Here is a 24,486-nt window from a genome sequence, read left to right on the forward strand (position 1 = left end):
GTGTTGTGAGTTTTAGATAGTAAAGACTAAAAGGAGCTTTAAGCTCCTTTTTTTATGGCTTGTTATCTCCTATAGTGAAGGGGGTTAGGCTTTGGAGTGTATATGAGATATTCAATGGTGTTGTTCTGTGCTGTTTCTATGTTTGCGAATGCTCAGACAATTGAGCGTCAACCAGTGGATATTATTTATGGTAATCAGGTAATCCGCACTCAACATCAAGTTGTCGTGAGCTCAAAAGACGAAGTGGCCGTTATTCCGGCAGAAAAGGTAAGAGATGGTTTGGGGCCAAATATTGTCATAACGGCGGATGGTCAGGGATTGTCTTATTTGGAAGAAAACGCGATCGCTGATCGCGAGCAAGCTATTTACGATGAAGTAAATAAGCGAACCGAAGAGGCGCCTTTTACGGTTTTGTTTACTGGCAATATTCCCGAAGAGATTCAAGAGAAGCGTCTTCGGATGATGCCTGAAATTGGGATTTTTGGTGACCAAGTTGAACCTAAAAAAGAGCCTGTAGATGGCTCTGCCCCCAATGTTGGTGATTTCTCTCCTATCGGTAAAGGTGTCTCTTCTGGCCAATCTAGCGGGTCAGTTCCGTCTGGAGGGTCAGATCAGCCTAATGGGGCAAAAAGTGCACCCGCTACGGATAAAGAGAGGCTTGAGCAGTTAATCGGTGGTTAATTTATCCGGAGAGGTTTCTATCCAGCCTTGTGACGTTAATTCGGCTGGAAAGGCTTTGTTGTGAATGATGATGTTGCTGATACTCTCTGATCGCAGTTTGTTTTCTAAAAAGTCAATGAAGTCTGTTTTGTCTATGGCTTGGACATTCTCTATCCATTCTTTCTTGGTGTGAAAATCAGGAATAGGTTTGGCTATTTGATGCCATTCTTCTAAGGCGTTGTCGCTTAGGTTTTTGGCGGTCATATTGAGTTCGTCTAGCAGTGCAATTTTTGTGTTGTCAAATTCATCCTTGGTTAAGGCGAGAAGTCGTTTTTCCTCTTCTTTTAAAAAGTCTTCAATGGCACTGATGACGGTTGCCATGTCTTGGTTTGGTGATTGTACCAGTAGCCCTAGAATAGGGGTGTTTCGAACGCTTAGATCTTGTGTTCCAACGATGTAGCCCAGTTGTTTTTGGGTTCTAAGCTCTTGGTAAAATCGGCTGTTGATGAGCTTTCTTAGCATGGCGAAGTACGCTTTTTCAGTGATGGCCTTGCTCGATGTTTCTGGGCTTGTGTCTATCAAGGTATACAGCATCACATTGTCGCTGCTAGTTGATGCAAATGAATAATGCATTTTTTGATTTGCTGGGATGGGTTTGGTTTGTATTTCGATTGGTTTTTTGGGGATCAGTCGTCCAATAAAGCGCTGATGCAAGGAGTGAGCGAGGGCCTGAGTTTGCTCTTTGGTGACGTTGCCGGTGCTGTAGCCAACCAGATCAAAGTTTGCGCGAGCCGCTTTTATATACTGTTGTAAGTCTTCAAATGACAGTGGTGTCAGGGCGTTTTCTAGCTGCTCTATGGTGAAGCTGTCTTTTGTAATGAGAGTGCTAAGGGCGCTATAGGCATTAGTGTAGGCCTGTCTACTTTTTTGATTGGCAAAGTCTTTGGCTAATTGGGTTTTTATTTGAGCAAAGCGTTCGGCGCTTGGACGGAATAAAAACGCTTGGTCTATTAGCCAAGTGGTATAGGTGTTTTGCTTATCTGAGTAGCCGCTTGTGCGTAACGTGATGCCGTTGGCATGTGGGTAAAATTGGTAGCCTAATCCAGCGATATAGGGTGAATAGGTTAATTCGCTTATGCTGTCGTTATAGAGTCGGCTCCATAGTTGATTTAGTAGGGCATTTTGGGGGGAGTCGGCTGCATGGTTAAAACGTATTGCAATAAAATTCATTGCTGTAGGTTTGCCAAAGCTTGGGTCGGATTTGTGCCAGAAGGTGAAGTCTTGCTGATCAAAGACAATCTTTGGTGTGAAGTCTTTTTCGGTGATTAGGCCTAGGTGTTCTGGAATGAAGCGATTTTTTTCTGGAAGGCTAACATGGGTATTTTTTACAGATAGATTGATGAGATCCAAAAATGCAGGACTGAACTCATTGTTGCTATAGGTGCTTTGGTACCAAGGTTCAGTCTGCCATGTTGGTTTTTGTTTTGCCCAGTGTTCAGGGAAGGTTTTGTTGGTAGCAACTTGCACTAATAGATGCTTTGTATCGAGTTGTTTTAGGAGTTGACGAACCTGTTGATTGTCGGCGGCTTTTTCGATACGAAAGCTGCTTAGTATATCAGCAGCCGGAATTTTAAGCAGTTTTGCTGAGAGTGTGCGGGCAAGGTTTTGCGGGGCGGTGTAGTTTTGATTGTTGTACATAAGTTGGCTAAGTTGCACCCCTTCTAATTGATACATGGGGTTGATTGGCGTTGATTGTAATAGGCCTATTGTGGCGAAAATGCGTTTCGCGACCGTATCTATATTTGTTAATCCGCTGTTTGTTAGGTGTGCCGTAACGGTGAAAAAAGCATTGTTTCCATAGTCTGGACTAACGCCCGCAGAGAGGCTGTTGATCAGTCCATCTGCTTTGAGTGAGGCGTACAGAGAACCCTCATTTTCGTTGCCTAAAATATACGATAAGTAGCGAGTGGGTCGGGTTTTGTAATGATTTTCTTGGGCGTCAATTTGGTATTGAAAAGACAGTGTGTTGCTGTCTATTAGGGATTCAATAAATTGTAGCTGTGGTTGGTTTGCTTTAATTAGTGTTGGGTAATGTTGTTTTGTTGGTGTCTGTTTGTTGGGGATATCAGAAAAATATTGCTTAGCGAGGGTGGCCATGTCTTGATGGGATAGATTGGTAACGAGTACAAGGGCCATATTTTCACTGAAATAATGCTCGTTATAGAGTGCTAGGAGTTGCTTTCTTAGGGGGTTCTCGGGTCTATCTTTTAGTGTTTCAAGGTTGCCAACGGTAAATCGGCTGTACGGGTGTTCGGGATTGAGTAATGTTTTAAAGGCTTGATTGTTACGGCGACTTTCATCTTTCAGTTTTGCTTTATACTCAGAGTCAACAGCGTTTTTCTCTCTTTGTGTTAAAGATTCGCTAAACAGGGGGGCGGTGAAAAACTGTGCAAATCTATCCAGTGCTCCTTCGTATGCTAAAGGTTTAATGTCGAAATAATAGTTTGTAGTGTCTGTGCTGGTGTAGGCGTTATTTGAGCCACCGTGATGGTTTACGTAGGATTGGTAGTCGCCCGGTTCTGGGTATTTTTCGGTGCCAAGAAACAGCATGTGTTCTAAAAAGTGTGCCAAACCTTGTTGTTTGTCTGGGTCCTGAAAGCTGCCAACATTGACGGCTAACGAGGCTGAGAAGCGCTCTGCTTGAGGGTCGTTGACCAGTAATACTTTGAGGTGATTAGGCAGCGTTATAAGGCGATAGTCATTTTTGTCTGTTAGGCTTTTATTGGGGATCTCTAGCATGTTCATGCCCGTTGGAGGAGTGGAGAGATCATCGCCTTTTGCTCTGTTTATTTCGTTGCTGATTTGTGTTGTACGGGCTAGTGTGGTGCTTGTCATGATGGCGTTGCTTATAGTTGGCTGAAGGTGGGTTTCTGTTGAGATAGAATCGCTTGCTTGAATCGAAAGACAGGCAAGTGCGAGAGTGATTGCAAACAAATAGGGGATGATTTTACTAATAGTGTTTATCATGGCTTCAGATTACTTAAGCCTGTGATGAGATGCAATGGACAAGTTTTTGTCCATTGCTAAAAATAGATCAACTCTATTGAGCGTCTAGAGATTGTCCGTTTACATTGAGGCTGTCGTCGCCCATTAAATAAAGATAAAGTGGCATAATATCTTCCGCTTCAGGCAGCGTTGTTGGGTCCTCGTCAGGGTAGGCGCTTGCCCTCATGTTGGTTCTTGTGGCGCCAGGGTTTATGGCATTTGCTCGAACATTTGGTGAAAGACTTTGTAGCTCACTAGACAGCAGTTGCATCATTGCTTCCGTGGCGAATTTAGAGATGGCATAGGCTCCCCAGTTGGCTTTGGCTTTTCTCCCTACGCCTGAGGAGGTAAAAATAATAGATGCGTTATCCGCTTTCTGCATAAGAGGGAGTAGGGCTTGGTTTAGCAGTAATTGGCTGGTGACGTTAACGCGCATTACCTGCTCAAACAATACTGGGTCATAGTTTGCAAGATTAGTGCGTTCACCGAGTAGGCTAGCATTATGAAGAATACCATCAAGGTGGCCAAACTCACTTTCGATGGTATTGGCAAGCTCTAGGTAGTCGTGTCCTGCGGCACCATCCAAGTTTAGTGGGACAATGGCAGCCTGCGGATATTGCTGCTTTTCTATATAGTCGTAAACCGCTTCAAGTTTCTTGGTGGTTCGTCCTAACAGAATGACGGTTGCTCCGTGCTTTGCATAAGTAATGGCGGCCGCTCTTCCTATGCCATCGCCTGCGCCTGTAACAAGGATTGCTTTGTCTTTGAGTAGTTGACTCGGGGCTTTATAATCAAACATATCTCCTCCTTGTGTCTTTGTCAGACTTTGGTTTTTTGAGTATGCATTAGGTAATTGACTGACACATCTTTGTCATTCAATTTGTATACTTTGCTCAGGGGGTTGTAAGTCATTCCGGTCATATGGATGACGTCGAGTCCCGCTTGTCTTGCGTAATTATTGAGTTCAGCCGGTTGGATGAATTTTGCATAATCGTGGGTGCCTTTAGGCAGCATTTTGAGTATGTATTCAGCCCCGATGATCGCGAATAGGTAGGCTTTAGGATTTCGGTTTATGGTAGAAAAAAATACGTGACCACCCGGTTTCACTAACGCCATGCAGGCATTTATCACCGAGGAAGGGTCTGGTACGTGTTCTAGCATTTCTAGGCAAGTGACGACATCGTACTGACCAGCTTCCCGTTGTGCGATTTCTTCGGCGGTGATTTTCTCATAATCAATATTGAGCTTGGATTCTGTCAGATGTAGTTTGGCAACAGCTAGAGGAGCTTCACCCATATCGATGCCTTTGACATCGGCACCTAGCTTTGCCATTGCCTCGGATAAAATGCCGCCGCCACAACCTATGTCGATGACTTTTTTGCCCTGTAAGCCTTCTGAGCGTTCATTTATATAGTTGGTACGCAAAGGGTTAATGTCATGCAGCGGCTTGAATTCATTCTCTGTATCCCACCAACGGCTCGCGAGCGCTTCAAACTTGGCAACTTCATCTAGATCTACATTGTTTTGCTGAGGATTTGTCATTTGTTTGGCTTCCGTTTTTCAGTGTTGCTGAGGTTGGAGTAAAGTGATGTTGTATATGGATAAAGTTCATTTTTACAGTATAGCGCCAACCCCGCAGGTGACCAATAGTAAACTTCTTTTGTCTTAATAGTATAACCACTTCGCGCGCTTGGGTGAAATGGAAGGCGTTGAATTGAGATTGGGAAGAGCATAATTGTTAGATTGAGCCACAAAACATGCTCCTCAAAGGGGTGTTATTTATTTCCTTATGTTACAATGCGGCGCTTATAAAAAGATATTAGGGAGTCTTTTTGACTCCAAGGCATAAGGATCGATTGTATCTATGGGTGAATTAGCCAAAGAAATTATTCCCGTCAGTATCGAAAATGAACTTAAGGGATCTTACCTAGATTACGCAATGAGCGTTATTGTCGGTCGAGCATTACCTGATGTACGAGATGGGTTAAAGCCTGTTCACCGTCGCGTTCTATTTGCGATGAATGAACTTAAAAATGATTGGAATAAACCGTACAAAAAGTCGGCGCGTATCGTCGGTGATGTAATCGGTAAATATCACCCGCATGGTGATTCCGCTGTATACGATACGATTGTTCGTATGGCGCAGCCTTTCTCAATGCGTTACACCTTGGTTGATGGTCAAGGTAACTTCGGTTCTGTCGACGGTGACAGTGCTGCAGCAATGCGTTACACCGAAATTCGAATGGCGAAAATTGCGCATCATCTTTTGATGGATCTTGAGAAAGAAACCGTTGATTTCGTGCCCAACTACGATGGCACGGAGTTTATGCCAGAAGTACTGCCTGCGCGTGTTCCTGGACTGTTAGTGAACGGTTCGGCGGGTATTGCGGTAGGCATGGCGACTAATATCCCTCCTCATAATTTGAGTGAAATTATTGATGGTTGTTTGGCGATTATCGACAACGCTGATATCACCATTGATGAGCTGATTGATCATATACCAGGTCCAGACTTCCCAACAGGGGCGTTTATTAATGGCCGTGCCGGTATTATTGAAGCTTACAAAACGGGTCGTGGTCGTATTTATATGCGTGCCCGCCACCATTTTGAAGACATGGAAAAGGGCAATCGCCAATCCATCGTTTTCACAGAGATTCCCTATCAGTTAAATAAAGCGAAAGTGATCGAAAAAATCGCCGAACTGGTAAAAGAGAAAAAACTAGAAGGCATCAGTGAGCTGCGTGATGAGTCTGATAAAGACGGTATGCGTATCGTTATTGAACTGCGTCGTGGGGAAAATCCTGATGTCGTCGTCAATAATATCTTTACGCAAACCCAGTTGCAGTCAGTGTTTGGTATTAATATGGTGGCCTTGGTTGATGGCCGTCCACAACTGCTCAATCTGAAACAGATTCTAGAATGCTTCGTCAAACACCGTCGTGAAGTGGTGACTCGTCGTACTATTTTTGAATTGCGTAAGGCGCGCGAGCGCGGCCACATTCTTGAAGGTTTGGCTGTTTCTTTAGCGAATATTGATCGTGTTATTGAATTGATTCGCACGTCGCCAACTTCGGCTGAAGCAAAAGAGAAGTTGGTGAATGAGTCTTGGCAACCAGGCAATGTCATGGCCATGCTTGAGCGTGCTGGTGCGGATGCCTGTCGTCCAGATGATTTAGATGCCGCTTATGGCTTTGTTGATGGTGCTTATCACTTATCACCAGATCAGGCGCAAGCGATTTTGGATTTACGTTTACACCGTTTGACTGGTCTAGAGCATGACAAGTTACTTGGTGAGTACAAAGCGCTTATTGAGACCATTGGTGAATTGCTGAATATTTTGTCTAATCCTGATCGTTTGATGGAAGTCATCCGCGAAGAATTAGAAGAAGTTAGAGACACGTTTGGTGATGCACGTCGTACTGAGATCTTAACGTCTCGTCAGGATTTGACCATCGCAGATTTGATCGATGAAGCCCCTATGGTGGTGACTATTTCGAACACAGGTTATGCGAAATCTCAACCGTTGGTTGAGTATCAAGCGCAGCGTCGTGGTGGTCGTGGTAAATCTTCGGCGAGCATGAAAGACGAAGATCATATTGAACATTTATTGGTCACCAGTAGTCATGACACCATCATGCTGTTCAGTAATTTTGGCAAAGTGTATTGGTTGCGTGTGTTTGAGATTCCGGTCGCGAGTCGCAGTGCGAAAGGGCGTCCTATCATCAACTTGCTGCCTTTGAGAGAAGGTGAGTCTATTTCGGCTTTATTGCCTTTGCCTGTAGTGGAAGCGGTTGAGGCAGATTCGGATGCGGACGATGAGGTTGCTGACGATGCTATTGTTGAGGCAAGTAGCTACATCTTCATGGCGACAGCGAATGGCACCGTGAAGAAAACGGCGATGCAGCATTTTGCTCGTCCTCGCTCGACGGGATTGATTGCACTTAGCTTGGATGAAACCGATGAGTTGGTTGGTGTGTCTGTGACCAATGGTGAAAACGACATTATGTTGGTTTCTTCTTCTGGTAAGACCATTCGCTTCAAAGAGTCTGATGTTCGCGCCATGGGGCGGACTGCAGCAGGCGTTCGTGGTATTCGTTTGGGTGAGGATGCTAAAGTAGTGTCGCTTATTGTCCCTCAAGACGGTTCAGCTGTATTGATGGCCTGTGAAAATGGTTACGGCAAACGTACTTTGGTAGAAGATTTCCCAGTGTATGGTCGTGGCGGTCAAGGTGTTATCGGTATTCAAGTGTCTGAACGCAACGGTCCCGTTATCGGTGCTGCTCAGGTCGACGAGACAGATGAAATTATTTTGATTACCGATCAAGGTACTTTGGTTCGTACTCGTGTGACGGAAGTGTCATGTCAGGGTCGAAATACTCAGGGTGTTACCTTGATTCGTTTGACCAATGATGAGCATCTGGTTGGTATTGAGCGTGTTGTTGAGCACGATGAAGGTGATGTTGAGATAGGTGAGACGGGCGATGTTGAGATAGATGAGACAGACGATGTTGTCATCGATCAATCGCCGAATGATGGCGAAGAGTCACCCGATAATCTAGATTCCGATACGGAATAGAAAATAAAGCGACGCACCTAGGTGCGTCGCTTTTGTTGTAGATAGGTCCTGAAAATACTAGAGGTAATAAGCAGGATGAGCCGAGTATATAATTTTTGTTCTGGTCCAGCAGCGCTTCCAGAAGCGGTTTTGAAAAAAGCACAGGCTGAAATGTTAGATTGGCATGGTGCGGGTGTTTCTGTGATGGAAATGAGTCACCGCAGTGCTGAGTTTATGTCTATTCTGGCGTCGGCTAAAGCACGGTTGTCGCGTTTAATGAATATCAGTGACGACTATGAAATCTTGTTTGTTCAAGGTGGTGCGTCTACTTTATTTGCTCAAATTCCTGCAAACCTAGTAAACGGATTTGATTCTGCTTGCTTTTTAGACACGGGTGCGTGGTCTTCAAAAGCCATTAAAGAGGCAAAAAGATACACGAACGTTAATGTGGTTGGCTCATCAAAGGAGCAGAACTATCTTACTGTTCCTGACTTTTCCACTCTATCATTGGATGAAAGTGCCGCATATTTACATCTTTGTCCTAACGAAACCATTGGCGGTTTAGAGTTTTCTGATCTGCCAGAGACCAATCTTCCTATCGTTGCGGACTTGTCTTCTACTATTTTGTCTCGAAAAATCGATGTCAGTAAATACGGTCTGATTTACGCTGGTGCGCAAAAGAACGTCGGTCCAGCGGGCGTGGTTATCTGTATCATCCGTAAAGACTTACTGGCGCGCAGCAGTGATGAGTTGCCATCTATCTGGAACTTTGCCAATTTAGCGGCAAATGATTCCATGATTAATACACCGCCAACGTTTGCGATTTATTTGGCGGATTTGGTGTTTGAGTGGTTGGAAGCTCAGGGTGGTGTTGAGGCGATCGAGGCCATTAACATTCGTAAGGCGCAAGCTTTATATGACTTCATTGATTCAAGTGATTTTTATTCAAACCCTGTTGATCCTGCTTACAGATCCCGTATGAATGTGCCGTTCATCTTGGCGGATGAGTCATTAGAGTCTCTTTTCTTACAAGAGTCTGAGGCGGCAGGCCTGCGCACCTTGGCTGGACATCGTTCAGTTGGTGGCATGCGAGCCAGTATCTATAACGCTATGCCGATGGAAGGGATTGAAGCTTTGATTGACTTTATGCGTGCCTTTGAGAAGCGTCACGGATAATAGATACCTAATAGGCAATAAGAACCACGGATAACTAATAGCATGTCAAACTCTAAGCAAGCAGTACCCGATACGCTGCCTTTATTGCGTGATCGTATCGATTCTATTGATTCGCAAATACAAATGCTGATCAATGAGCGCGCTAGATGCGCTCAAAAAGTGGCGGAAGTAAAGCTGGCTGAACAGGGCGGGGAAGCGGTTGTCTTTTATCGCCCAGAGCGCGAAGCGCAAGTGTTGCGCAGAGTGATGGAGCGTAACGAAGGGCCTTTAGGCAATGAAGAAATGGCGAAGATCTTTCGTCAGGTGATGTCCTCTTGTTTGGCGCTTGAGAAGCCAATGCGCATTGCATTTTTGGGGCCTGAGGGAACGTTTACACAGCAGGCTGCATTAAAACACTTTGGTAAGTCTATTATCAGTGCTCCTATGGCGGCCATTGATGAAGTGTTTCGTGAAGTTGAGTCTGGTGCAGCCAACTATGGTGTTGTGCCTGTTGAGAACTCTACCGAGGGCGTGGTTAACCATACCTTGGATAGTTTTCGAGATTCACGTTTAAAGATTTGTGGTGAAGTAGAAGAGCGCATTCATCACCATCTTTTGGTGAGCCCAAATATTAATGCGGATGATGTGACGCACATTTATTCCCATCAGCAGTCTTTGGCGCAATGTCGCGCGTGGTTAGATCGTTACTGGCCACACGTTGAGCGTGTTGCGGTGAGTTCGAATGCTGAGGCGGCTCGCCTTGCGGCTGACGCGGGGCGAAGTGGCCGAGCGATTGCGGCTATTGCAGGTGAAGTGGCTTGTGAATTATATGGCTTATCAAAAGTATCCTCTAATATTGAAGATCGCCCTGATAATACGACGCGCTTTTTGATTGTCGGTAATCAGGATGTGCCGCCCAGCGGTAAGGACAAAACGTCGCTGCTCATTAGTGCTAAAAATGAGCCAGGCGCTTTGTATCGATTGCTTGAAGCCTTTGAGCGTCACGGTGTTGATATGACACGTTTGGAGACTCGTCCTTCTTTAATGAGTCGATGGGGTTATATTTTTTATATTGACTTCGTGGGTCATTATTTGGACGACGACTGTCGTGCTGTGATTGATGATTTACGTGAACGAGCTTCGGAAGTGAAAGTGTTGGGTTCCTATCCAGTAGCTGTGCTTTAGCAATTATTTAAGAGTGTTATGCTTTGATTGGTGAAAGTGATTTTCAGGCGTCCGTTGATATGACGTTTCAGGAAAAAAAGAAGTTTGGCAATGTCATGATCATCGGTCTTGGCATGATAGGTGGTTCGTTCGCTAAGGCGTTGAAAGAGCGCGGCTTAGCGACCCTATATGCGGTGGATCGTCGTGACGGCGAGCTGGCTTTGGGTGTGTCGACAGGGGTGATTGATTATCCTGCCGAATTGTCTGCTGAGTTTGTCTCAAGAATGGACGTTATTGTTCTGGCAACGCCTGTTAGAGCAATGGAGTCTGTTTTGGCCGATCTCAAGCCTTTTTTGTCTGAGCAGACGCTAGTGACGGATGTGGGGTCGACAAAAGGTAGCGTGGTTGAGGCTGTGCGTCGTGTCTTTGGGCATGTTCCTGCTAATTTTATTCCTGGTCACCCTATTGCCGGCGCCGAGAAAAGTGGTGTGTTGGCCTCTAATTCACGGCTTTTCGAAAAACACATGGCGATAGTGACCCCTTTAGCGGATAGCAATCCTGTATTACTGGATCGCTTGCATCGTCTTTGGCGTGCGGTTGGTGCTGATGTGGTGAGCATGGATGTTAATCACCATGATCATGTGCTCGCCTCCTCAAGTCATTTGCCTCACTTGCTGGCCTATACTTTGGTTGATGCGCTGGCCAATGGGGAGCGTAGTCAGGATATCTTTCGGTTTGCGGCGGGTGGCTTTCGTGACTTTACTCGCATCGCTTCCAGTGACCCGGTTATGTGGCGAGATGTTTTTTTAGCCAACAAAGACGCAACGTTAGCGACCCTAGATCACTTTACTGATCGGCTGGCCGATATGCGAGCCGCCATAGAGCAGGGTGATGGCGCTAGTATGTTTGGTGTGTTTACTCGAGCAAAATCTGCGCGAGATCATTTTCTTCGCTTGTTAGAGCAGCGTACAATAGGCTCCACCAAGGAAGTTCGTCCGGTTTCTGTTTCCGTTTTGCCTGCTTCTGCGATTAAAGGTGAGGTGTCTTTGTTGGGTGACAAATCTTTGTCACATAAAGCGATTACCATAGCCGCGCTGTCAGAAGGTGTGAGTGAAATAAGGAATATTGATTTAACGGGTGATGTGCGCATTACCATGCAAGCCTTCCGAGATATGGGGGTTGTCATAGAAGAAGCCTCGGTGGATCATTTGCGTGTTCATGGTGTGGGGGTTAGAGGGTTAAAAGCACCGATTGCCCCTATTAATGTTCATCAATCCAGAGAGAGCTTGTATTTATTGTTACCAGTTTTGGCTGGGCAGTCGTTCCCCGTTTCTGTTATTGCCGAAGGCAAGCTGCTCAATCAGTCAATGGCGGATTTATTTTCTTTGGTGCGCCAAATGGGTGGGAGTGTCCTATCTGAAATGGCGGATTGTTTGCCTGTTAATCTGTTGCCAGGTAAGCCTTTGGATGTGTCGGTTAATTTAAAGACTGGCTCTGAGCGACTGCGTATGTCTGCTTTTTTGGCTGCCTTGTATTCGCCTGTTGAGGGTGTCGTGACAACATTGTCTAAAGAGTTGTCTCATTGTGAAGTGTTGTTGCGTCATTTTGGTGTGACAATATTGGATCATGTCGAAGGATTTAAGGTTGTTCCTGCTCCATTGGTCGGTGCAGACATAGTGCTGTCGGGTGATGAATACGAATTGACTTGGCTCGTGTTGTTGTCCAGTCTTTTGCCAGGTTCGGATTTGTCGATCGAAAATGCGGGTTTGGATTCAGTGTCTTTTGCGTTATTGGCTTTTTTGCAGTCAATTGGTGCTGATGTGACTATTCCAGCACAAAGTGGCTCTGGGTTATTTAAAGGTAAAGTGCAAGTCGGTTTTGCTGAGCTTCGCGCGTTTCATTTGTCGCCTGAGCAAAGCTATCGTTTTAGAGATCAGCTGCCTTTGTTGTGTGTTGTGGCGGCATACGCGAGAGGCGAAAGTTTTATTCAGGGTGTCGGTTCTTTGCCTTATTATCATGAAGACAGAGTATTAGCTTTTGTTGACGCGCTTGAGTATATGAAAATAACGTGTGTGTATGAGAATGGTGATTTGCTCATCAAGGGTGGGCTTCCGCAGGGTGGTGAGCTGGATTGTGCGGGTGATGATAAATTGGCGCTTGCTATGTTGGCGCTTGGTGCACGCAGTCAATCCATAACAAAAGTCCATGATTGCCAAAGATTATTAGAAGAATTTAACGAGTTGGAGAGTGTTACGGTGCAATTAGGTTTTCATTGTTCGGTGACGCAGTAGTTTTTTAAGAGGAATAGTTATGATCAACCAAGGCCCAGTTATTACGATTGATGGTCCAAGTGGTGCGGGTAAAGGCACTGTAAGTCAGTTAATCGCAGAAAAGCTGGGATGGCATATATTGGATAGCGGTGCTTTATATCGACTGCTTGCGCTGGCTGTCTCTCATCATGGTATGTCTTCTGACGATGTTGATACTTTAAAAGTGTTGGCTGAGCATTTGGATATACAGTTTCAACAATCAGCAGAGGGTAAGGTTGAAATTATTCTTGAAGGCGAAGTTGTGACTCAAGCTATTCGCACCGAAGGGGTTGGAAATTGTGCGTCAAAATTGGCGGCTATTCCAGAAGTTCGAGAAGGGTTGTTGTTGCGTCAGCGTGCTTTTTCGCAAGCGCCGGGCTTGGTTGCGGATGGTCGAGATATGGGAACAGTAGTGTTTCCTTCCGCGCAAATTAAAATCTTCTTAACCGCTTCCGCAGAAGAGCGTGCACAGCGTCGGTTGCAGCAATTGCAGCAAAAAGGTGAGACGGTTAATCTGGATGAACTGGTTAAGACCATCAAAGAGCGAGATGAGCGGGATGCGAATAGGGCAATTGCCCCCCTTGTGCCTGCTGCAGGCGCTTTGGTAATAGACAGTACAGCGTTAACCATAGAGCAGGTTGTTGAGATTGTTTTTGCAGAAGCTGTGAAGGCGGGTCTTGTCTAATCTGTTCTTTTTTGCGTCTACTTTTTTGCAACAAGAATGTGCTATAATAGTTTAAATGTTATTCAAGTCGGTAAAAGTGCCAGCAAGCTTTTATCGCATCATCCAAAAAAACTGACCCGCATTCGCTGGCAATGTGGATATGGCCTAGTTCTTTATATGGGCCGACTATATAGGAAATACAATGACTCAAAGCTTCGCAGAACTGTTTGAAGAAAGCCTATTAACCGTCGAAATGGCGCCAGGCTCAATTGTTACTGGTATCATTGTTGATATTGACAGTGAGTGGGTAACTGTTCATGCAGGTCTTAAATCTGAAGGCGTAATTCCTCGTTCTCAGTTCCTAACGGAAAGTGGTGAGTTCAACTTAAAAATCGGTGACGAAGTTAAAGTTGCGCTTGATGCTGTTGAAGATGGTTTCGGTGAGACTAAATTGTCTCGCGAAAAAGCTAAACGTGCAGAAACTTGGTCTGTTCTAGAAAAAGCTTACGAAGAAAACGCCATTGTTCACGGTGTTATCAATGGTAAAGTCAAAGGTGGCTTCACAGTTGATATCGCTAATATCCGTGCTTTCTTGCCTGGTTCTTTGGTAGATGTTCGCCCAATTCGCGACACATCTCATTTGGAAGGTGTGGATCTAGAGTTCAAACTTATCAAGCTTGATCAAAAACGTAACAACGTTGTTGTATCTCGTCGTGCCGTTATGGAAGCGACTAACAGCGCTGAACGTGAAACGCTACTTGCTTCTCTTGAAGAAGGTCAAGAAGTTAAAGGTATCGTTAAGAACCTTACTGACTACGGTGCGTTCGTTGATCTTGGTGGTGTTGATGGTCTTCTACACATCACTGACATGGCTTGGAAACGCATTAAGCACCCAAGCGAAATCATTGCTGTTGGCGATGAAATCGATGTTAAAGTTCTTAAGTTCGACCGCGAGCGTAACCGCGTGTCTCTAGGTCTTAAGCAGTTGGGTGAAGATCCATGGGTGGCTATCAAAGCCCGTTACCCAGAAAATACTAAAGTGACAGCGAAAGTCACTAACTTGACTGATTACGGCTGCTTCGCAGAGCTTGAAGAAGGCGTAGAAGGTCTAGTACACGTTTCTGAAATGGATTGGACTAACAAAAACATTCACCCATCTAAAGTTGTTCAGATCGGTGATGAAGTTGAAGTGATGGTTCTTGACATTGATGAAGAGCGTCGTCGTATTTCTTTGGGTATCAAGCAGTGCACAATGAACCCATGGGAAGAGTTTGCAACTTCTTTCAACAAAGGCGACAAAATCTCTGGCGCAATCAAGTCTATCACTGACTTTGGTGTGTTCATTGGTCTTGACGGCGGTATTGATGGTCTTGTTCACTTGTCTGACCTATCTTGGGACGAAACAGGTGAAGAAGCCGTACGTCAATACAAGAAAGGCGATATGCTAGAAACTGTTGTATTGTCTATCGATGCTGAACGTGAGCGTATCTCTTTGGGTGTTAAGCAACTTGAAGAAGATCCGTTCCTTGCTTTCGTTGCAGAAAATGACAAAGGCACTGTCGTAAACGGTACTGTTTCATCAGTAGATGCGAAAGGTGCAGTTGTTGTTCTTGCTGAAGGCGTAGAAGCGACGTTGAAAGTGTCTGAAATCAGCCGTGAGCGTATCGAAGACGCAACGACTGCATTGAAAGAAGGCGATAAAGTAGAAGCAGCGATCATCAATGTTGATCGTAAAGCTCGTACTATCGCTCTATCTATCAAGCAGAAAGATGCGACTGAAGAGAAAGCTGCGTTGAAATCTCACTCTGAGAAGCAACAAGCGGAATCAAATGGTCCTACTACCATTGGCGATTTGATCAAAGCACAACTAGAAAACCAAAACTAAGATTTGATTTTTAGTTGTGATAAAAAGCGGACCTAGGTCCGCTTTTTTTTTGATTTTTTTGTCGATTCTTCCCGAATTTATTGACAAGAAAACTATACACATAACATGTGGATAACCATGGGTATAGACCCGGTGTATGTTTTTCTAGCGCAGTGAGTTCAGTAGCTTTTCGGTGTCTTCTTCTGTCCAGTTATCTTTTTCCAGTAATGCTTTTAGGGCTTTGCTCTGTTGTGCATTGTGAAGGTTTTTTTGAAACTTTGCGTAATGGAAGTCTTTTATAAGGCGTTCGTCGTACTCTGAGCGATAAAGTGTTGGTTTTTCGATCGTTTGTGCCTTTTCTTTTTCAAGAGCATCGATTTTTTTGTAAGTGTTTAAGAGCTGTTTTTTATTCATTTCTTACTCTCTTATGTTTGCTCAATTCGAAGTATTTCGAAGTGATCAATTCTTGCGCACCACTTCACATTGAGGTTCCAAAGCTTGATGCCGTGTTCTCTGTCTAGTTGTTCTGATAAATAAGAAGGCCTAGGGTCTTGTTCAATAATCTGTTTTATTAAAGTGGCTATTTCTTTGTTATGCAAGTTTTGGTATTGCGTGCATTGGCTTTTTGCGAGTTCGGAAAATAAGACGGGCTTTTTCATTGTTTGTGCTGGTGTCGGAGCAAAGCCGCCTTTTGCATCGACAATATTGTCTGCGTAAGGAAGGTAAGGTTTTATGTCCAGAACGGGCGTTCCATCCAATAAATCTGCACCATGTAGATCGATAAAGATTTTCTTATCTTCTTGATAAATTCGACCGATTTTTACGACAGAGAGCCCAATAGGGTTGGGCCTGTGTGTGGCTCGGGTCGCAAATACCCCCATTTTTGTTTTTCCGCCTAGGCGTGGAGGGCGTATTTTGGCTTTCCAGTTTTCTGTTATGCAGGCGTGAAAAATAAATTGGATCCAGATATGAGAAAACCCATCTAATCCTTCTAGGGCGTCTAATCGGTTGTAAGGTGGGATTAGCTCTAAGCGTGCTGTGGCTTCTGTGACAAGCCCAGGTTGGCGTGGGATGCCGAATTTTTCTTTGTAGCAAGAGTGAACTACGCCAATAGTGGCTAGGTTAAAAGAATTGGGGGATGACAATGAGCTATCCTTTCGTGTAAAACTGCGCTAAATGAATAAAAATATTGTGATAGTATACTGCCTAGATGAAACAGATCACGACTTATTTGGTGGTCGGTTGCTGTGATTTTTTTAACTGTTATCAGAGAGTGAAAATGTCTTTAGAATCTTATATGAATCAAATTGGTCAGCAAGCTAGGGCGGCTTCTCGTCTGCTTGCTAAAGCGTCCACCCAGCAAAAAAACATGGCATTATTTGCTATGGCTGAGGCTTTGGAAAATGCTCGACCTCGATTGATATCCGAGAACGCTAAAGATATGGAAAATGGCCGTATCAAGGGTTTGGACTCAGCGTTGCTTGATAGGTTGCTTTTAGATAATAAACGCATCGATAGTATGATTGAAGGTTTAAAGCAGGTAGCGGCTTTGCCTGATCCTATTGGTGAGATATCAAATATGGTGTATTTGCCATCTGGGATTCAACGCGGGCAAATGCGCGTTCCTTTAGGTGTGATTGGCATTATCTACGAGTCCCGTCCCAATGTGACGATTGATGCGGCGAGCTTATGCCTAAAATCGGGTAATGCGACTATTTTGCGTGGAGGGTCTGAGGCTTTCTATTCCAACCAAGCCATTGCCGAGGCTGTAACGGTCGGTATTGTCGCGGCTGGACTGCCTGAGCACGCTGTGCAAGTTCTTAATACGACAGACAGAGACGCGGTTGGAATGTTGATCTCCATGTCGGAGTATGTTGATGTGATCGTTCCTCGAGGCGGTAAGAGTTTAATAGAGCGCATTAGTAAGGATGCTCGTGTCCCTGTTATAAAGCATCTAGATGGCAACTGCCATGTATACGTCGATGATGAGGCTGATTTGGAAAAAGCGTTTGCTATTGCTATGAATGCAAAAACACGCCGTTACGGTGTTTGTAATGCGATGGAGTCATTGCTAGTGCATTCGGCTGTTGCTGAAAAGTTTCTGCCTAAGTTAATGGCTGCGTTGCAAGAGAAGGGTGTGTCTTTAGTAGGGTGTGAGCAAACTCGTGCTATTGATTCTTCAGTTGAGTTAGCGACAGAGGAAGATTGGTATACAGAGTATTTAGCGCCCAAGTTGTCCATTAAGGTTTTGGCGGACATGGATGAAGCGATCAGTCACATTAATAAGTATGGTTCCCATCATACCGATGCGATTGTTTCGCAGAATTATTCTAAAACACGTGCATTTTTGACCGAAGTAGATTCTTCATCCGTTATGGTGAACGCGTCCACCTCTTTTGCGGATGGTTTTGAATATGGATTTGGGGCAGAAATTGGCATATCTACCGACAAGATTCACGCTCGTGGACCGGTTGGGTTGTTGGGGTTGACCAGTCAAAAGTACATTGTTCTTGGAGATGGTCATACTCGTGACAATTAATAGTCTGAGAAATGTTGCTTCAACGTCAGGTTTGGCCATTATGGGCGGTACATTTGACCCTGTTCATAATGGTCATCTAAGAACCGCGGTTGAAATTTTAGATCGTTATCACTATTCGGGAATGAAGCTAATACCTTGCTTTCAGCCTGTTCATAAAGATCGACCCAGTGTTCTGCCTGAGCAAAGACTTGACATGGCAAGGCTGGCGATATCTGGTGATGCTCGTCTGAGTGTTGATGCTCGTGAGATTGATAGAAAAGGTCCCAGTTATAGCATTGATACATTGCGGGATCTGCGATCTGAAATTGGCCCAGATGAGTCACTTATCATGGTGTTGGGTATGGACAGCTTTTTATCTTTGCCAACGTGGCACAATTGGCAGCAAATAATGGATTATGCGCATTTACTGGTTGTCTCTCGACCTGGTTGGGAGCCTGATTTAATCTCTGAATTGAGTGGTTTTTGCGAAAACTATCGTGCCGCATCGTCGCATGAGTTACAATGCGCGCCCTCAGGGCGGGTCTGGTTTGAGACTCTTACTCCTTTGGGGATATCCTCTAGCATGATCAGGGCGCTGGCTCGTAAAAACGAGTCGATTGCTTACCTATTGCCGGAGCCAGTCCAAAAATATATAGAACAACATCAATTATATCGATAGGGTAACGTAATTATATGAGTCAGCTTAACTTAACGGCAGAACAAATTTTGGCTTTTGCTGTTGAAGCATTGGAAGATGTGAAAGGTGATAAAATCACCGTATTAAACGTAAGTAATCATACGGATATGATGGATTACATGGTGATTTGTACTGGTACATCAAAACGTCATGTGAATGCTTTGGGTCAAAATGTGTTTGAACATTTGAAAACACAGGGTCTTCAACCATTAGGTTCTGAAGGTCGTGGTATGGGCAGTGATTGGGTTTTAGTCGATCTACATGATGTCGTTGTGCATGTGATGACTGACGAAGCTCGAGCATTTTACGATCTCGAGAAGCTGTGGGATATTAAGCCAGAAAAAATGTAAGGCTCTTTTAATGCGCGTTCGTTTGATTGCTGTTGGTAGTAAAATGCCGAAGTGGGTGACTGAGGGGTACGATGAGTATGCTAAACGCTTGCCAAAGGATTTTTCTTTAGAACTTGTTGAAATTCCTATGTCGTCACGTGGGAAAAATACGGATATACCAAAAGCCATTCGCAAAGAAGGAGATAGCATGCTAGAGGCTATACCTTCTGGAGACAAAGTCATCGCCATGGAAGTGCTTGGCAAGGAGTGGTCCACCGATCAGCTGGCGGATCAGACTGAACAGTGGCGGATGGATGGTCATAACGTGAGTTTGCTCGTGGGTGGACCTGATGGTCTAGATCCCAGATGTACGGCTCGTGCGGACCAAGTTTGGTCTTTATCCCGTTTGACATTGCCGCATCCTATGGTGAGAGTGATTCTGGCAGAACAAATTTACCGTGCTTGGACGCTCATGAATAACCATCCGTATCACAGATAAGGTAAACCTGGTGAGCCGTCGACATCAAAACTTCCGAAATTATCGTCAAGAGCAGCGACTGACACAAGGTCGTGTTATTGCGTCCGCTATTTTTGTTCTGTTAATGGCGCTTGTGCTGATGGCGCGATTGTTTTATCTGCAAGTGGTACAGCATGAACTCTACCAAACCAAGGCAGATGATAACCGTGTCATGTTGGTTACCGAGCCCCCCCCTAGAGGTCTGATTTACGATCGTAATGGCTTGGTACTTGCTGATAATAGGCCGATACACAGCTTGACTGTGATTCCTGAACGGGTTGAAGATTTTGCTAAATTAAAGCAAATGCTTTCGGGGATAGTCGCTATTAGTGATAGCGAGTGGGAAGATTTTGAGAGTCGTCTTAAAGAGTACCGTCGACCATATCAATCTCTCACTTTGAAGTCACAATTAACCGATGAAGAATGGGCGAAAGTGTCGGTTGATCTCTACAGGCTTGATGGTGTTCAAGTAGAAGCCCAATTGACGCGCTATTATCCCTATGGTGAAGCTTTTGCCCACGCTATTGGCTATGTTGGACGAATCACAACCGATGATTTGGAGCGAGTTGATAGGTTGGCTTATCAAGGTGCTTTGTTCATAGGTAAGACAGGTATAGAAGGTTTTTACGAAACAACACTTTTTGGGGAAGCCGGTCTTAGCAAGGTGGAAGTAAACGCTCGTGGTCGCATTATGTCCGAACTTGAGCGACAAAACCCTACACCTGGTAAAGATTTGCATTTGTATTTGGATGCTAGGCTTCAGCAGTACGCTTATGATCTTTTAGGTGACTATACCGGTTCTGTCGTAGCCATAGATCCTGAAACAGGCGGGATTCTTGCTCTTGTTTCTAAACCAGGATTTGATCCAAATTTATTTGTTCGGGGTATTTCTTATGATGATTACTCCGCACTTCGTAAATCTACCAAATTACCGCTTTTTAATCGTGCCTTGCGTGGTGGTTATCCGCCTGCGTCAACCATTAAGCCTTTTATGGGGCTGGCCGGATTAGAATATGGTTTTGCCAATTGGACAGAGCGGTATTTTGCGAGAGGGTATTATCAAATTAATCCAGATGGTCGTCGCTATCGTGACTGGAAGCGTACAGGACATGGATGGATTGATTTAGAGCGTTCTATTATTGAGTCAGTTGATACCTATTATTACCAGCTAGCCAATAAAATGGGTATTACGCCCATTCATAATTTTTTATCACGCTTTGGTTTTGGGCGTAGCACTTTGCTTGATTTAAATGGCGATAGTATTGGTTTATTGCCATCAAATGAATGGAAAAAAGCAAAATACAAAGAGCCTTGGTATCCGGGAGACTCCGTTAACGTTGGTATCGGTCAAGGCTTCATGGTAGCAACGCCCATCCAAATTGCTTCGGCGACGTCTGCATTGGCCAGTCGAGGCCACTATTTTTACCCTAGAATGACTGCGATGATAGGGGATAAGCCTGCTGAGTTTGCAGAAGGGCTTGGTGAAGAGCACGATATTGTTCTGAAGGACCAGCGTAATTGGGAGCGAATGGTTGAAGCGATGCGCAAAGTCATTACCGACTCACAAGGAACGGCGCGGCGGTTACAGGGCACACCTTATGAAATCGCGGGTAAAACGGGCACTGGACAAGTATTCAGTCTTCAAGAGGATCAAGAATATGACGCGGATTCGTTGGAAAAACGTTTGCATGACCACGCGTTATTTATCGGTTTTGCTCCGGCAGATAAGCCCAAAATTTCGGTATTTGCTATTTTTGAGAACGGTGGAAGCAGCTCGAAACCAGCGGATTTGACCAAAAAATTATTCGATGCTTATCTCTACGATGATTACCCTGCCGAATACGATTATTTAAAAGGTAATAAAAATGAAGGATAGCTTTTATCGCAGGGCAATAGCTTTCACCAATGCGCGTTTATGGCTATTGGTCCATGTTGATATTCTGTTGATAGGATCATTGTTATTACTGATTAGTGGCGGCTTGGTTATTCTGTACTCCGCGTCAGGGCAAGACGTGGCTATGGTCGAGCGGCAAGTGTTTCGCTTGGCGGTTGGGATGTTTGTTTGTCTAATATTGGCGCAGCTACCACCAAAATATATGCGTCGAGCTTCGCCGGCATTGTTTATTTTTATTACGCTATTATTGGTTGGGGTATTGTTGTTTGGTGTCGGGGCAAAAGGGGCTCAGCGATGGTTGGCCTTGCCTGGAGGGTTGCGTTTTCAGCCTTCAGAAATTATGAAAATTGTGATGCCTATGATGATTGCTTGGTATTTTTCTGATAAGCAGCTGCCGCCGAGTTTCAAGCAAATCGTCACCGTGATGGTGCTTATTGCTCTTCCTGTGGTATTGGTTGCTAAACAGCCAGATTTAGGGACCTCTTTGCTGGTAGCTGTGTCTGGGGTTTTTGTGCTGTTTCTTGCAGGACTTGGCTGGCGTTATATTATTGGTGCAGCAGCTTTGGCGCCTATTGCTGGTTATATATTGTGGCAGTTTATGCGCGAGTATCAACGTCAGCGAGTATTGACGTTCTTGAATCCGGAGAGTGATCCTCTTGGGTCTGGTTGGAACATTATTCAGTCTAAAACGGCTATTGGTTCTGGTGGTCTGTATGGTAAAGGTTTTTTAGAAGGGACTCAGGCTCAGTTGGACTTTTTACCTGAAAGCCACACGGACTTTATCATTGCTGTTTTGGCTGAAGAGTTTGGAATGCTGGGCTGCGGCGTTTTGATTCTGGCTTATTGTCTTGTTATCGCTCGGGGCTTATATATTGCAGCAAATGCTGAGGATAATTACGCGCGCTTGCTAGCAGGCAGTTTGACACTGACTTTTTTTGTTTACATGTTTGTAAATATTGGCATGGTATCAGGTATTCTGCCAGTTGTTGGGGTACCCTTACCACTGGTTAGTTATGGTGGTACCTCTATTATTACTATCATGGCGACATTCGGAATTTTAATGTCAGTACAAACACATAAAAGAGCGAGATGATGATTAAGCAAGCTGCAGTGGTATTTTTAACGCTTGGTCTAACTGCGTGTAGTAGTGTGGATCATTCGGAGTTGCCTTTAAATTCTGGCGTTAGTGAAGCGCTTTTGGAAGATATGCCAGCAGAATGGGCAGATTCTTACGCGGGTAATCCTGAGGTGCAGAGTTTTATTTCGCGTCTTGTAAAAGAGCATGATTACGATAGAAACCGTCTGGAATTGGCATTTTCTCGCATCAAGGTGCGCCCTAAGGTGATTGAGAAGTCCGATAATCAGCCGGAAGTTTTGATACCCTACTATGAATACAAAACGCGTTTTGTGAACGAGGAAAGAGCCAAGCTTGGCTATCAGTTTGCTCAGAGCAACCGTGAATGGTTACGTAAAGCTGAGCAAGAATTTGGTGTTGACCCAAATGTTATTGTTGCGCTCATTGGCGTGGAGACGTATTACGGGCGTATCACAGGTTCTAGAGATGTTTTTACATCACTGACTACTCTAGCCTTTGATTATCCTAGACGTAAAGTTTACTTTCAAAGTGAGCTTGAAGCTTATTTATTGCTCGCTCGTCAAGAAGGATGGAACATTGGGCAAACAAAGGGGTCATATAGTGGGGCGATGGGGATGGTGCAGTTTATGCCCAGTAACTATCAAAAATTGGCTATAGATTACGACAAAAATGGTCATATCGATCTATGGGGTTCTGCTGCGGATGCCATTGGCAGTGTTGCAAACTATCTTAAACATCATGGTTGGCAGAAAGACCAGCCGTGGTTTGTGATGGCCTCTGTTGGCGATCCAGAGAAAGTAAAAGATGAAATCAATCGTGGTAGAGAGCCCAGTAAAGACATGGTCGATTGGTCGGCACTGACTGTGCTGCCTACTCAGTCTTTTATACCTCAGAAAACAGGTTTGATTGCATTGAGAACTGGGCCTGAAGAGATGTCTTACTGGTTAGGTTATAAGAACTTTTTTACCATTATGGATTACAACCCTAGTAGGCGATATGCCATGTCGGTATTGGAACTCGCTGAGAGTATAGGTAGCTATGAAAATCATTAATATGCTATTTGTTGCTGGCTTAAGCTTGCTAGTATTGAATGGGTGTATGAGTACGCGTCATGTGCTTGGGAAAGATGAAATTGACTACGAAAAAGCGTCTGGTGGGGGGCGCTATACTATATTGCAAGATCATGGTCCGACTGGGGATTTTAATACCGATAATATTCCTGAGCCGGTACCCAAGTGGGAGCCAAAAAGTCGAGGCGGAAACAAGAGTCCTTATGAGGTTTGGGGAAATCAGTACTGGGTGATGGCTTCAGCTCAAGGTTACGTTGCTGAAGGTAAAGCCTCTTGGTATGGCAATAAATTTCATGGGCATAAGACGTCAAATGGGGAAACATATGACATGTATGGCTTTTCCGCAGCACACAAATCGCTGCCACTACCCACTTATGTCAAAGTAACCAACCTCGATAATCATCGTTCTGTTATAGTGCGAGTCAATGATAGGGGGCCGTTTCATGGGGACCGTTTGATTGATCTTTCCTATGCCGCAGCGGCACGATTGGACTATCACAAGAAAGGCGTCGCACGGGTTAGAGTTGAGGCAATCACACCAGCAAAAGGTGATGTTTATCGCCCCTCTAAAGCCGTTCTTGAAACGCCAGCTAAACAAGTGAAAGGCTTGCCAGCTAAGGCTTTGCCTACCGTTTCGTCGTTGTCAAAAGGGTCCACAAGTGCATCATCTGACATAGTTTTTTCTCATCTTCAAGTTGGTGCTTTCAGTGCAGAAGAATCGGCGAATAAACTAAAGCAGCGTCTCTTTGAGGCGTTTGATACCAGTATTAAAGTTACCATTCATAAGCAGGATGACGGCTTGTATAAAGTTTTGGCTGGACCTTTTGAAAGCCAAGGATCATTAGCTGAATGGCAACAAAAATTACAGCAAGAAGGTTTTGGCAGCCCAGTTAGGGTGGCTTTATTGCCTTAGTGCTATTTTGTTTGGGCTAGAGATTCATAGAATGCT

The 24,486-nt window shown here is 44.6% G+C and carries 20 protein-coding genes; 15 read left to right on the top strand and 5 right to left on the bottom strand.

What is annotated here, in order from left to right:
• Nucleotides 1-102: 102 nt before the first annotated feature.
• Complete coding sequence (locus DK187_RS06930) at nt 103-681, top strand: hypothetical protein (protein ID WP_111606605.1); 579 nt, start codon at nt 103-105, stop codon at nt 679-681.
• Here DK187_RS06930 and DK187_RS06935 read toward each other — a convergent pair.
• From DK187_RS06935 to ubiG, 3 genes are all read right to left on the bottom strand, one after another.
• On the bottom strand, nt 667-3,687 hold the full coding sequence (locus DK187_RS06935) for an insulinase family protein (protein ID WP_223232344.1): 3,021 nt from the start codon (nt 3,685-3,687) through the stop codon (nt 667-669). The two genes, DK187_RS06930 and DK187_RS06935, sit on opposite strands and share 15 nt — an antisense overlap.
• A 73-nt stretch (nt 3,688-3,760) precedes the next feature.
• Nucleotides 3,761-4,504: a YciK family oxidoreductase gene (locus tag DK187_RS06940; RefSeq protein WP_111606606.1), complete on the bottom strand. Its 744-nt coding sequence runs from the start codon at nt 4,502-4,504 to the stop codon at nt 3,761-3,763.
• 20 nt (nt 4,505-4,524) lie between these two features.
• The gene (ubiG, locus tag DK187_RS06945) at nt 4,525-5,247 is read right to left on the bottom strand and encodes a bifunctional 2-polyprenyl-6-hydroxyphenol methylase/3-demethylubiquinol 3-O-methyltransferase UbiG (RefSeq protein ID WP_111606607.1); all 723 of its coding nucleotides are present in this window, start codon (nt 5,245-5,247) and stop codon (nt 4,525-4,527) included.
• Between the two features lie 322 nt (nt 5,248-5,569).
• Between ubiG and gyrA the strand changes: the two genes are divergently transcribed.
• The 6 genes from gyrA (at nt 5,570) to rpsA (ending at nt 15,437) form a co-directional block, all read left to right on the top strand.
• A complete protein-coding gene (gene gyrA / locus DK187_RS06950; RefSeq protein WP_111606608.1) occupies nt 5,570-8,281 on the top strand; it encodes a DNA gyrase subunit A in 2,712 nt (903 codons plus the stop codon).
• Nucleotides 8,282-8,356: 75 nt separating this feature from the next.
• Nucleotides 8,357-9,436 (top strand): 3-phosphoserine/phosphohydroxythreonine transaminase, encoded by a 1,080-nt coding sequence (gene serC, locus DK187_RS06955; RefSeq protein WP_111606609.1) that lies wholly within the window; start codon nt 8,357-8,359, stop codon nt 9,434-9,436.
• Between the two features lie 42 nt (nt 9,437-9,478).
• On the top strand, nt 9,479-10,600 hold the full coding sequence (gene pheA / locus DK187_RS06960) for a prephenate dehydratase (RefSeq protein ID WP_111606610.1): 1,122 nt from the start codon (nt 9,479-9,481) through the stop codon (nt 10,598-10,600).
• Between the two features lie 23 nt (nt 10,601-10,623).
• A complete protein-coding gene (locus DK187_RS06965) occupies nt 10,624-12,870 on the top strand; it encodes a bifunctional prephenate dehydrogenase/3-phosphoshikimate 1-carboxyvinyltransferase (protein WP_111606611.1) in 2,247 nt (748 codons plus the stop codon).
• 19 nt (nt 12,871-12,889) lie between these two features.
• Nucleotides 12,890-13,573: a (d)CMP kinase gene (gene cmk, locus DK187_RS06970; protein WP_111606612.1), complete on the top strand. Its 684-nt coding sequence runs from the start codon at nt 12,890-12,892 to the stop codon at nt 13,571-13,573.
• 181 nt (nt 13,574-13,754) lie between these two features.
• Entirely contained in the window at nt 13,755-15,437 is a 1,683-nt protein-coding gene (gene rpsA, locus DK187_RS06975; protein ID WP_111606613.1) for a 30S ribosomal protein S1, read from the top strand.
• 144 nt (nt 15,438-15,581) lie between these two features.
• On the opposite strand, the gene DK187_RS06980 is transcribed toward rpsA, so the two are convergent.
• Both DK187_RS06980 and tsaA read right to left on the bottom strand, forming a co-directional pair.
• Complete coding sequence (locus tag DK187_RS06980; protein WP_111606614.1) at nt 15,582-15,830, bottom strand: hypothetical protein; 249 nt, start codon at nt 15,828-15,830, stop codon at nt 15,582-15,584.
• A gap of 11 nt (nt 15,831-15,841) precedes the next feature.
• Entirely contained in the window at nt 15,842-16,561 is a 720-nt protein-coding gene (gene tsaA / locus DK187_RS06985) for a tRNA (N6-threonylcarbamoyladenosine(37)-N6)-methyltransferase TrmO (protein ID WP_111606615.1), read from the bottom strand.
• 134 nt (nt 16,562-16,695) lie between these two features.
• On the opposite strand from tsaA, the gene DK187_RS06990 reads away from it, so the two are divergent.
• Genes DK187_RS06990 through DK187_RS07025 form a run of 8 tightly spaced genes read left to right on the top strand, consistent with a single transcriptional unit; the run spans nt 16,696 to nt 24,450 of the window.
• Complete coding sequence (locus DK187_RS06990; RefSeq protein ID WP_111606616.1) at nt 16,696-17,955, top strand: glutamate-5-semialdehyde dehydrogenase; 1,260 nt, start codon at nt 16,696-16,698, stop codon at nt 17,953-17,955.
• Nucleotides 17,945-18,613, top strand: a complete 669-nt coding sequence (gene nadD, locus DK187_RS06995; protein ID WP_261599250.1) for a nicotinate-nucleotide adenylyltransferase — start codon at nt 17,945-17,947, stop codon at nt 18,611-18,613. The genes DK187_RS06990 and nadD overlap by 11 nt, the downstream gene beginning before the upstream one ends.
• A 14-nt stretch (nt 18,614-18,627) precedes the next feature.
• On the top strand, nt 18,628-18,981 hold the full coding sequence (gene rsfS / locus DK187_RS07000) for a ribosome silencing factor (RefSeq protein ID WP_111606618.1): 354 nt from the start codon (nt 18,628-18,630) through the stop codon (nt 18,979-18,981).
• Between the two features lie 10 nt (nt 18,982-18,991).
• The gene (gene rlmH / locus DK187_RS07005; protein ID WP_111606619.1) at nt 18,992-19,459 is read left to right on the top strand and encodes a 23S rRNA (pseudouridine(1915)-N(3))-methyltransferase RlmH; all 468 of its coding nucleotides are present in this window, start codon (nt 18,992-18,994) and stop codon (nt 19,457-19,459) included.
• A 10-nt stretch (nt 19,460-19,469) separates the two neighbouring features.
• Nucleotides 19,470-21,353, top strand: a complete 1,884-nt coding sequence (gene mrdA, locus DK187_RS07010) for a penicillin-binding protein 2 (RefSeq protein ID WP_111606620.1) — start codon at nt 19,470-19,472, stop codon at nt 21,351-21,353.
• On the top strand, nt 21,343-22,464 hold the full coding sequence (gene rodA, locus DK187_RS07015; protein WP_111606621.1) for a rod shape-determining protein RodA: 1,122 nt from the start codon (nt 21,343-21,345) through the stop codon (nt 22,462-22,464). The genes mrdA and rodA overlap by 11 nt, the downstream gene beginning before the upstream one ends.
• The gene (gene mltB, locus DK187_RS07020; protein WP_223232345.1) at nt 22,461-23,519 is read left to right on the top strand and encodes a lytic murein transglycosylase B; all 1,059 of its coding nucleotides are present in this window, start codon (nt 22,461-22,463) and stop codon (nt 23,517-23,519) included. Before rodA ends, mltB begins: the two co-directional genes overlap by 4 nt.
• Complete coding sequence (locus DK187_RS07025; protein ID WP_111606623.1) at nt 23,506-24,450, top strand: septal ring lytic transglycosylase RlpA family protein; 945 nt, start codon at nt 23,506-23,508, stop codon at nt 24,448-24,450. Before mltB ends, DK187_RS07025 begins: the two co-directional genes overlap by 14 nt.
• The last annotated feature ends 36 nt before the right edge of the window (nt 24,451-24,486 follow it).

Origin of the sequence: Marinomonas arctica, from assembly GCF_003259225.1 — a bacterium.
GTDB classification, from domain to species: Bacteria; Pseudomonadota; Gammaproteobacteria; order Pseudomonadales; family Marinomonadaceae; genus Marinomonas; species Marinomonas arctica.

Coding starts and splice junctions, on each gene's coding strand:
- cmk (WP_111606612.1), top strand. CDS start 12,890: ATGATCAACCAAGGCCCAGTTATTACGATTGATGGTCCAAGTGGTGCG.
- mltB (WP_223232345.1), top strand. CDS start 22,461: ATGATGATTAAGCAAGCTGCAGTGGTATTTTTAACGCTTGGTCTAACT.
- DK187_RS06930 (WP_111606605.1), top strand. CDS start 103: ATGAGATATTCAATGGTGTTGTTCTGTGCTGTTTCTATGTTTGCGAAT.
- DK187_RS06940 (WP_111606606.1), bottom strand. CDS start 4,504: ATGTTTGATTATAAAGCCCCGAGTCAACTACTCAAAGACAAAGCAATC.
- rlmH (WP_111606619.1), top strand. CDS start 18,992: ATGCGCGTTCGTTTGATTGCTGTTGGTAGTAAAATGCCGAAGTGGGTG.
- DK187_RS06935 (WP_223232344.1), bottom strand. CDS start 3,687: ATGATAAACACTATTAGTAAAATCATCCCCTATTTGTTTGCAATCACT.
- pheA (WP_111606610.1), top strand. CDS start 9,479: ATGTCAAACTCTAAGCAAGCAGTACCCGATACGCTGCCTTTATTGCGT.
- DK187_RS07025 (WP_111606623.1), top strand. CDS start 23,506: ATGAAAATCATTAATATGCTATTTGTTGCTGGCTTAAGCTTGCTAGTA.
- DK187_RS06980 (WP_111606614.1), bottom strand. CDS start 15,830: ATGAATAAAAAACAGCTCTTAAACACTTACAAAAAAATCGATGCTCTT.
- rpsA (WP_111606613.1), top strand. CDS start 13,755: ATGACTCAAAGCTTCGCAGAACTGTTTGAAGAAAGCCTATTAACCGTC.
- rsfS (WP_111606618.1), top strand. CDS start 18,628: ATGAGTCAGCTTAACTTAACGGCAGAACAAATTTTGGCTTTTGCTGTT.
- rodA (WP_111606621.1), top strand. CDS start 21,343: ATGAAGGATAGCTTTTATCGCAGGGCAATAGCTTTCACCAATGCGCGT.
- gyrA (WP_111606608.1), top strand. CDS start 5,570: ATGGGTGAATTAGCCAAAGAAATTATTCCCGTCAGTATCGAAAATGAA.
- serC (WP_111606609.1), top strand. CDS start 8,357: ATGAGCCGAGTATATAATTTTTGTTCTGGTCCAGCAGCGCTTCCAGAA.
- DK187_RS06990 (WP_111606616.1), top strand. CDS start 16,696: ATGTCTTTAGAATCTTATATGAATCAAATTGGTCAGCAAGCTAGGGCG.
- ubiG (WP_111606607.1), bottom strand. CDS start 5,247: ATGACAAATCCTCAGCAAAACAATGTAGATCTAGATGAAGTTGCCAAG.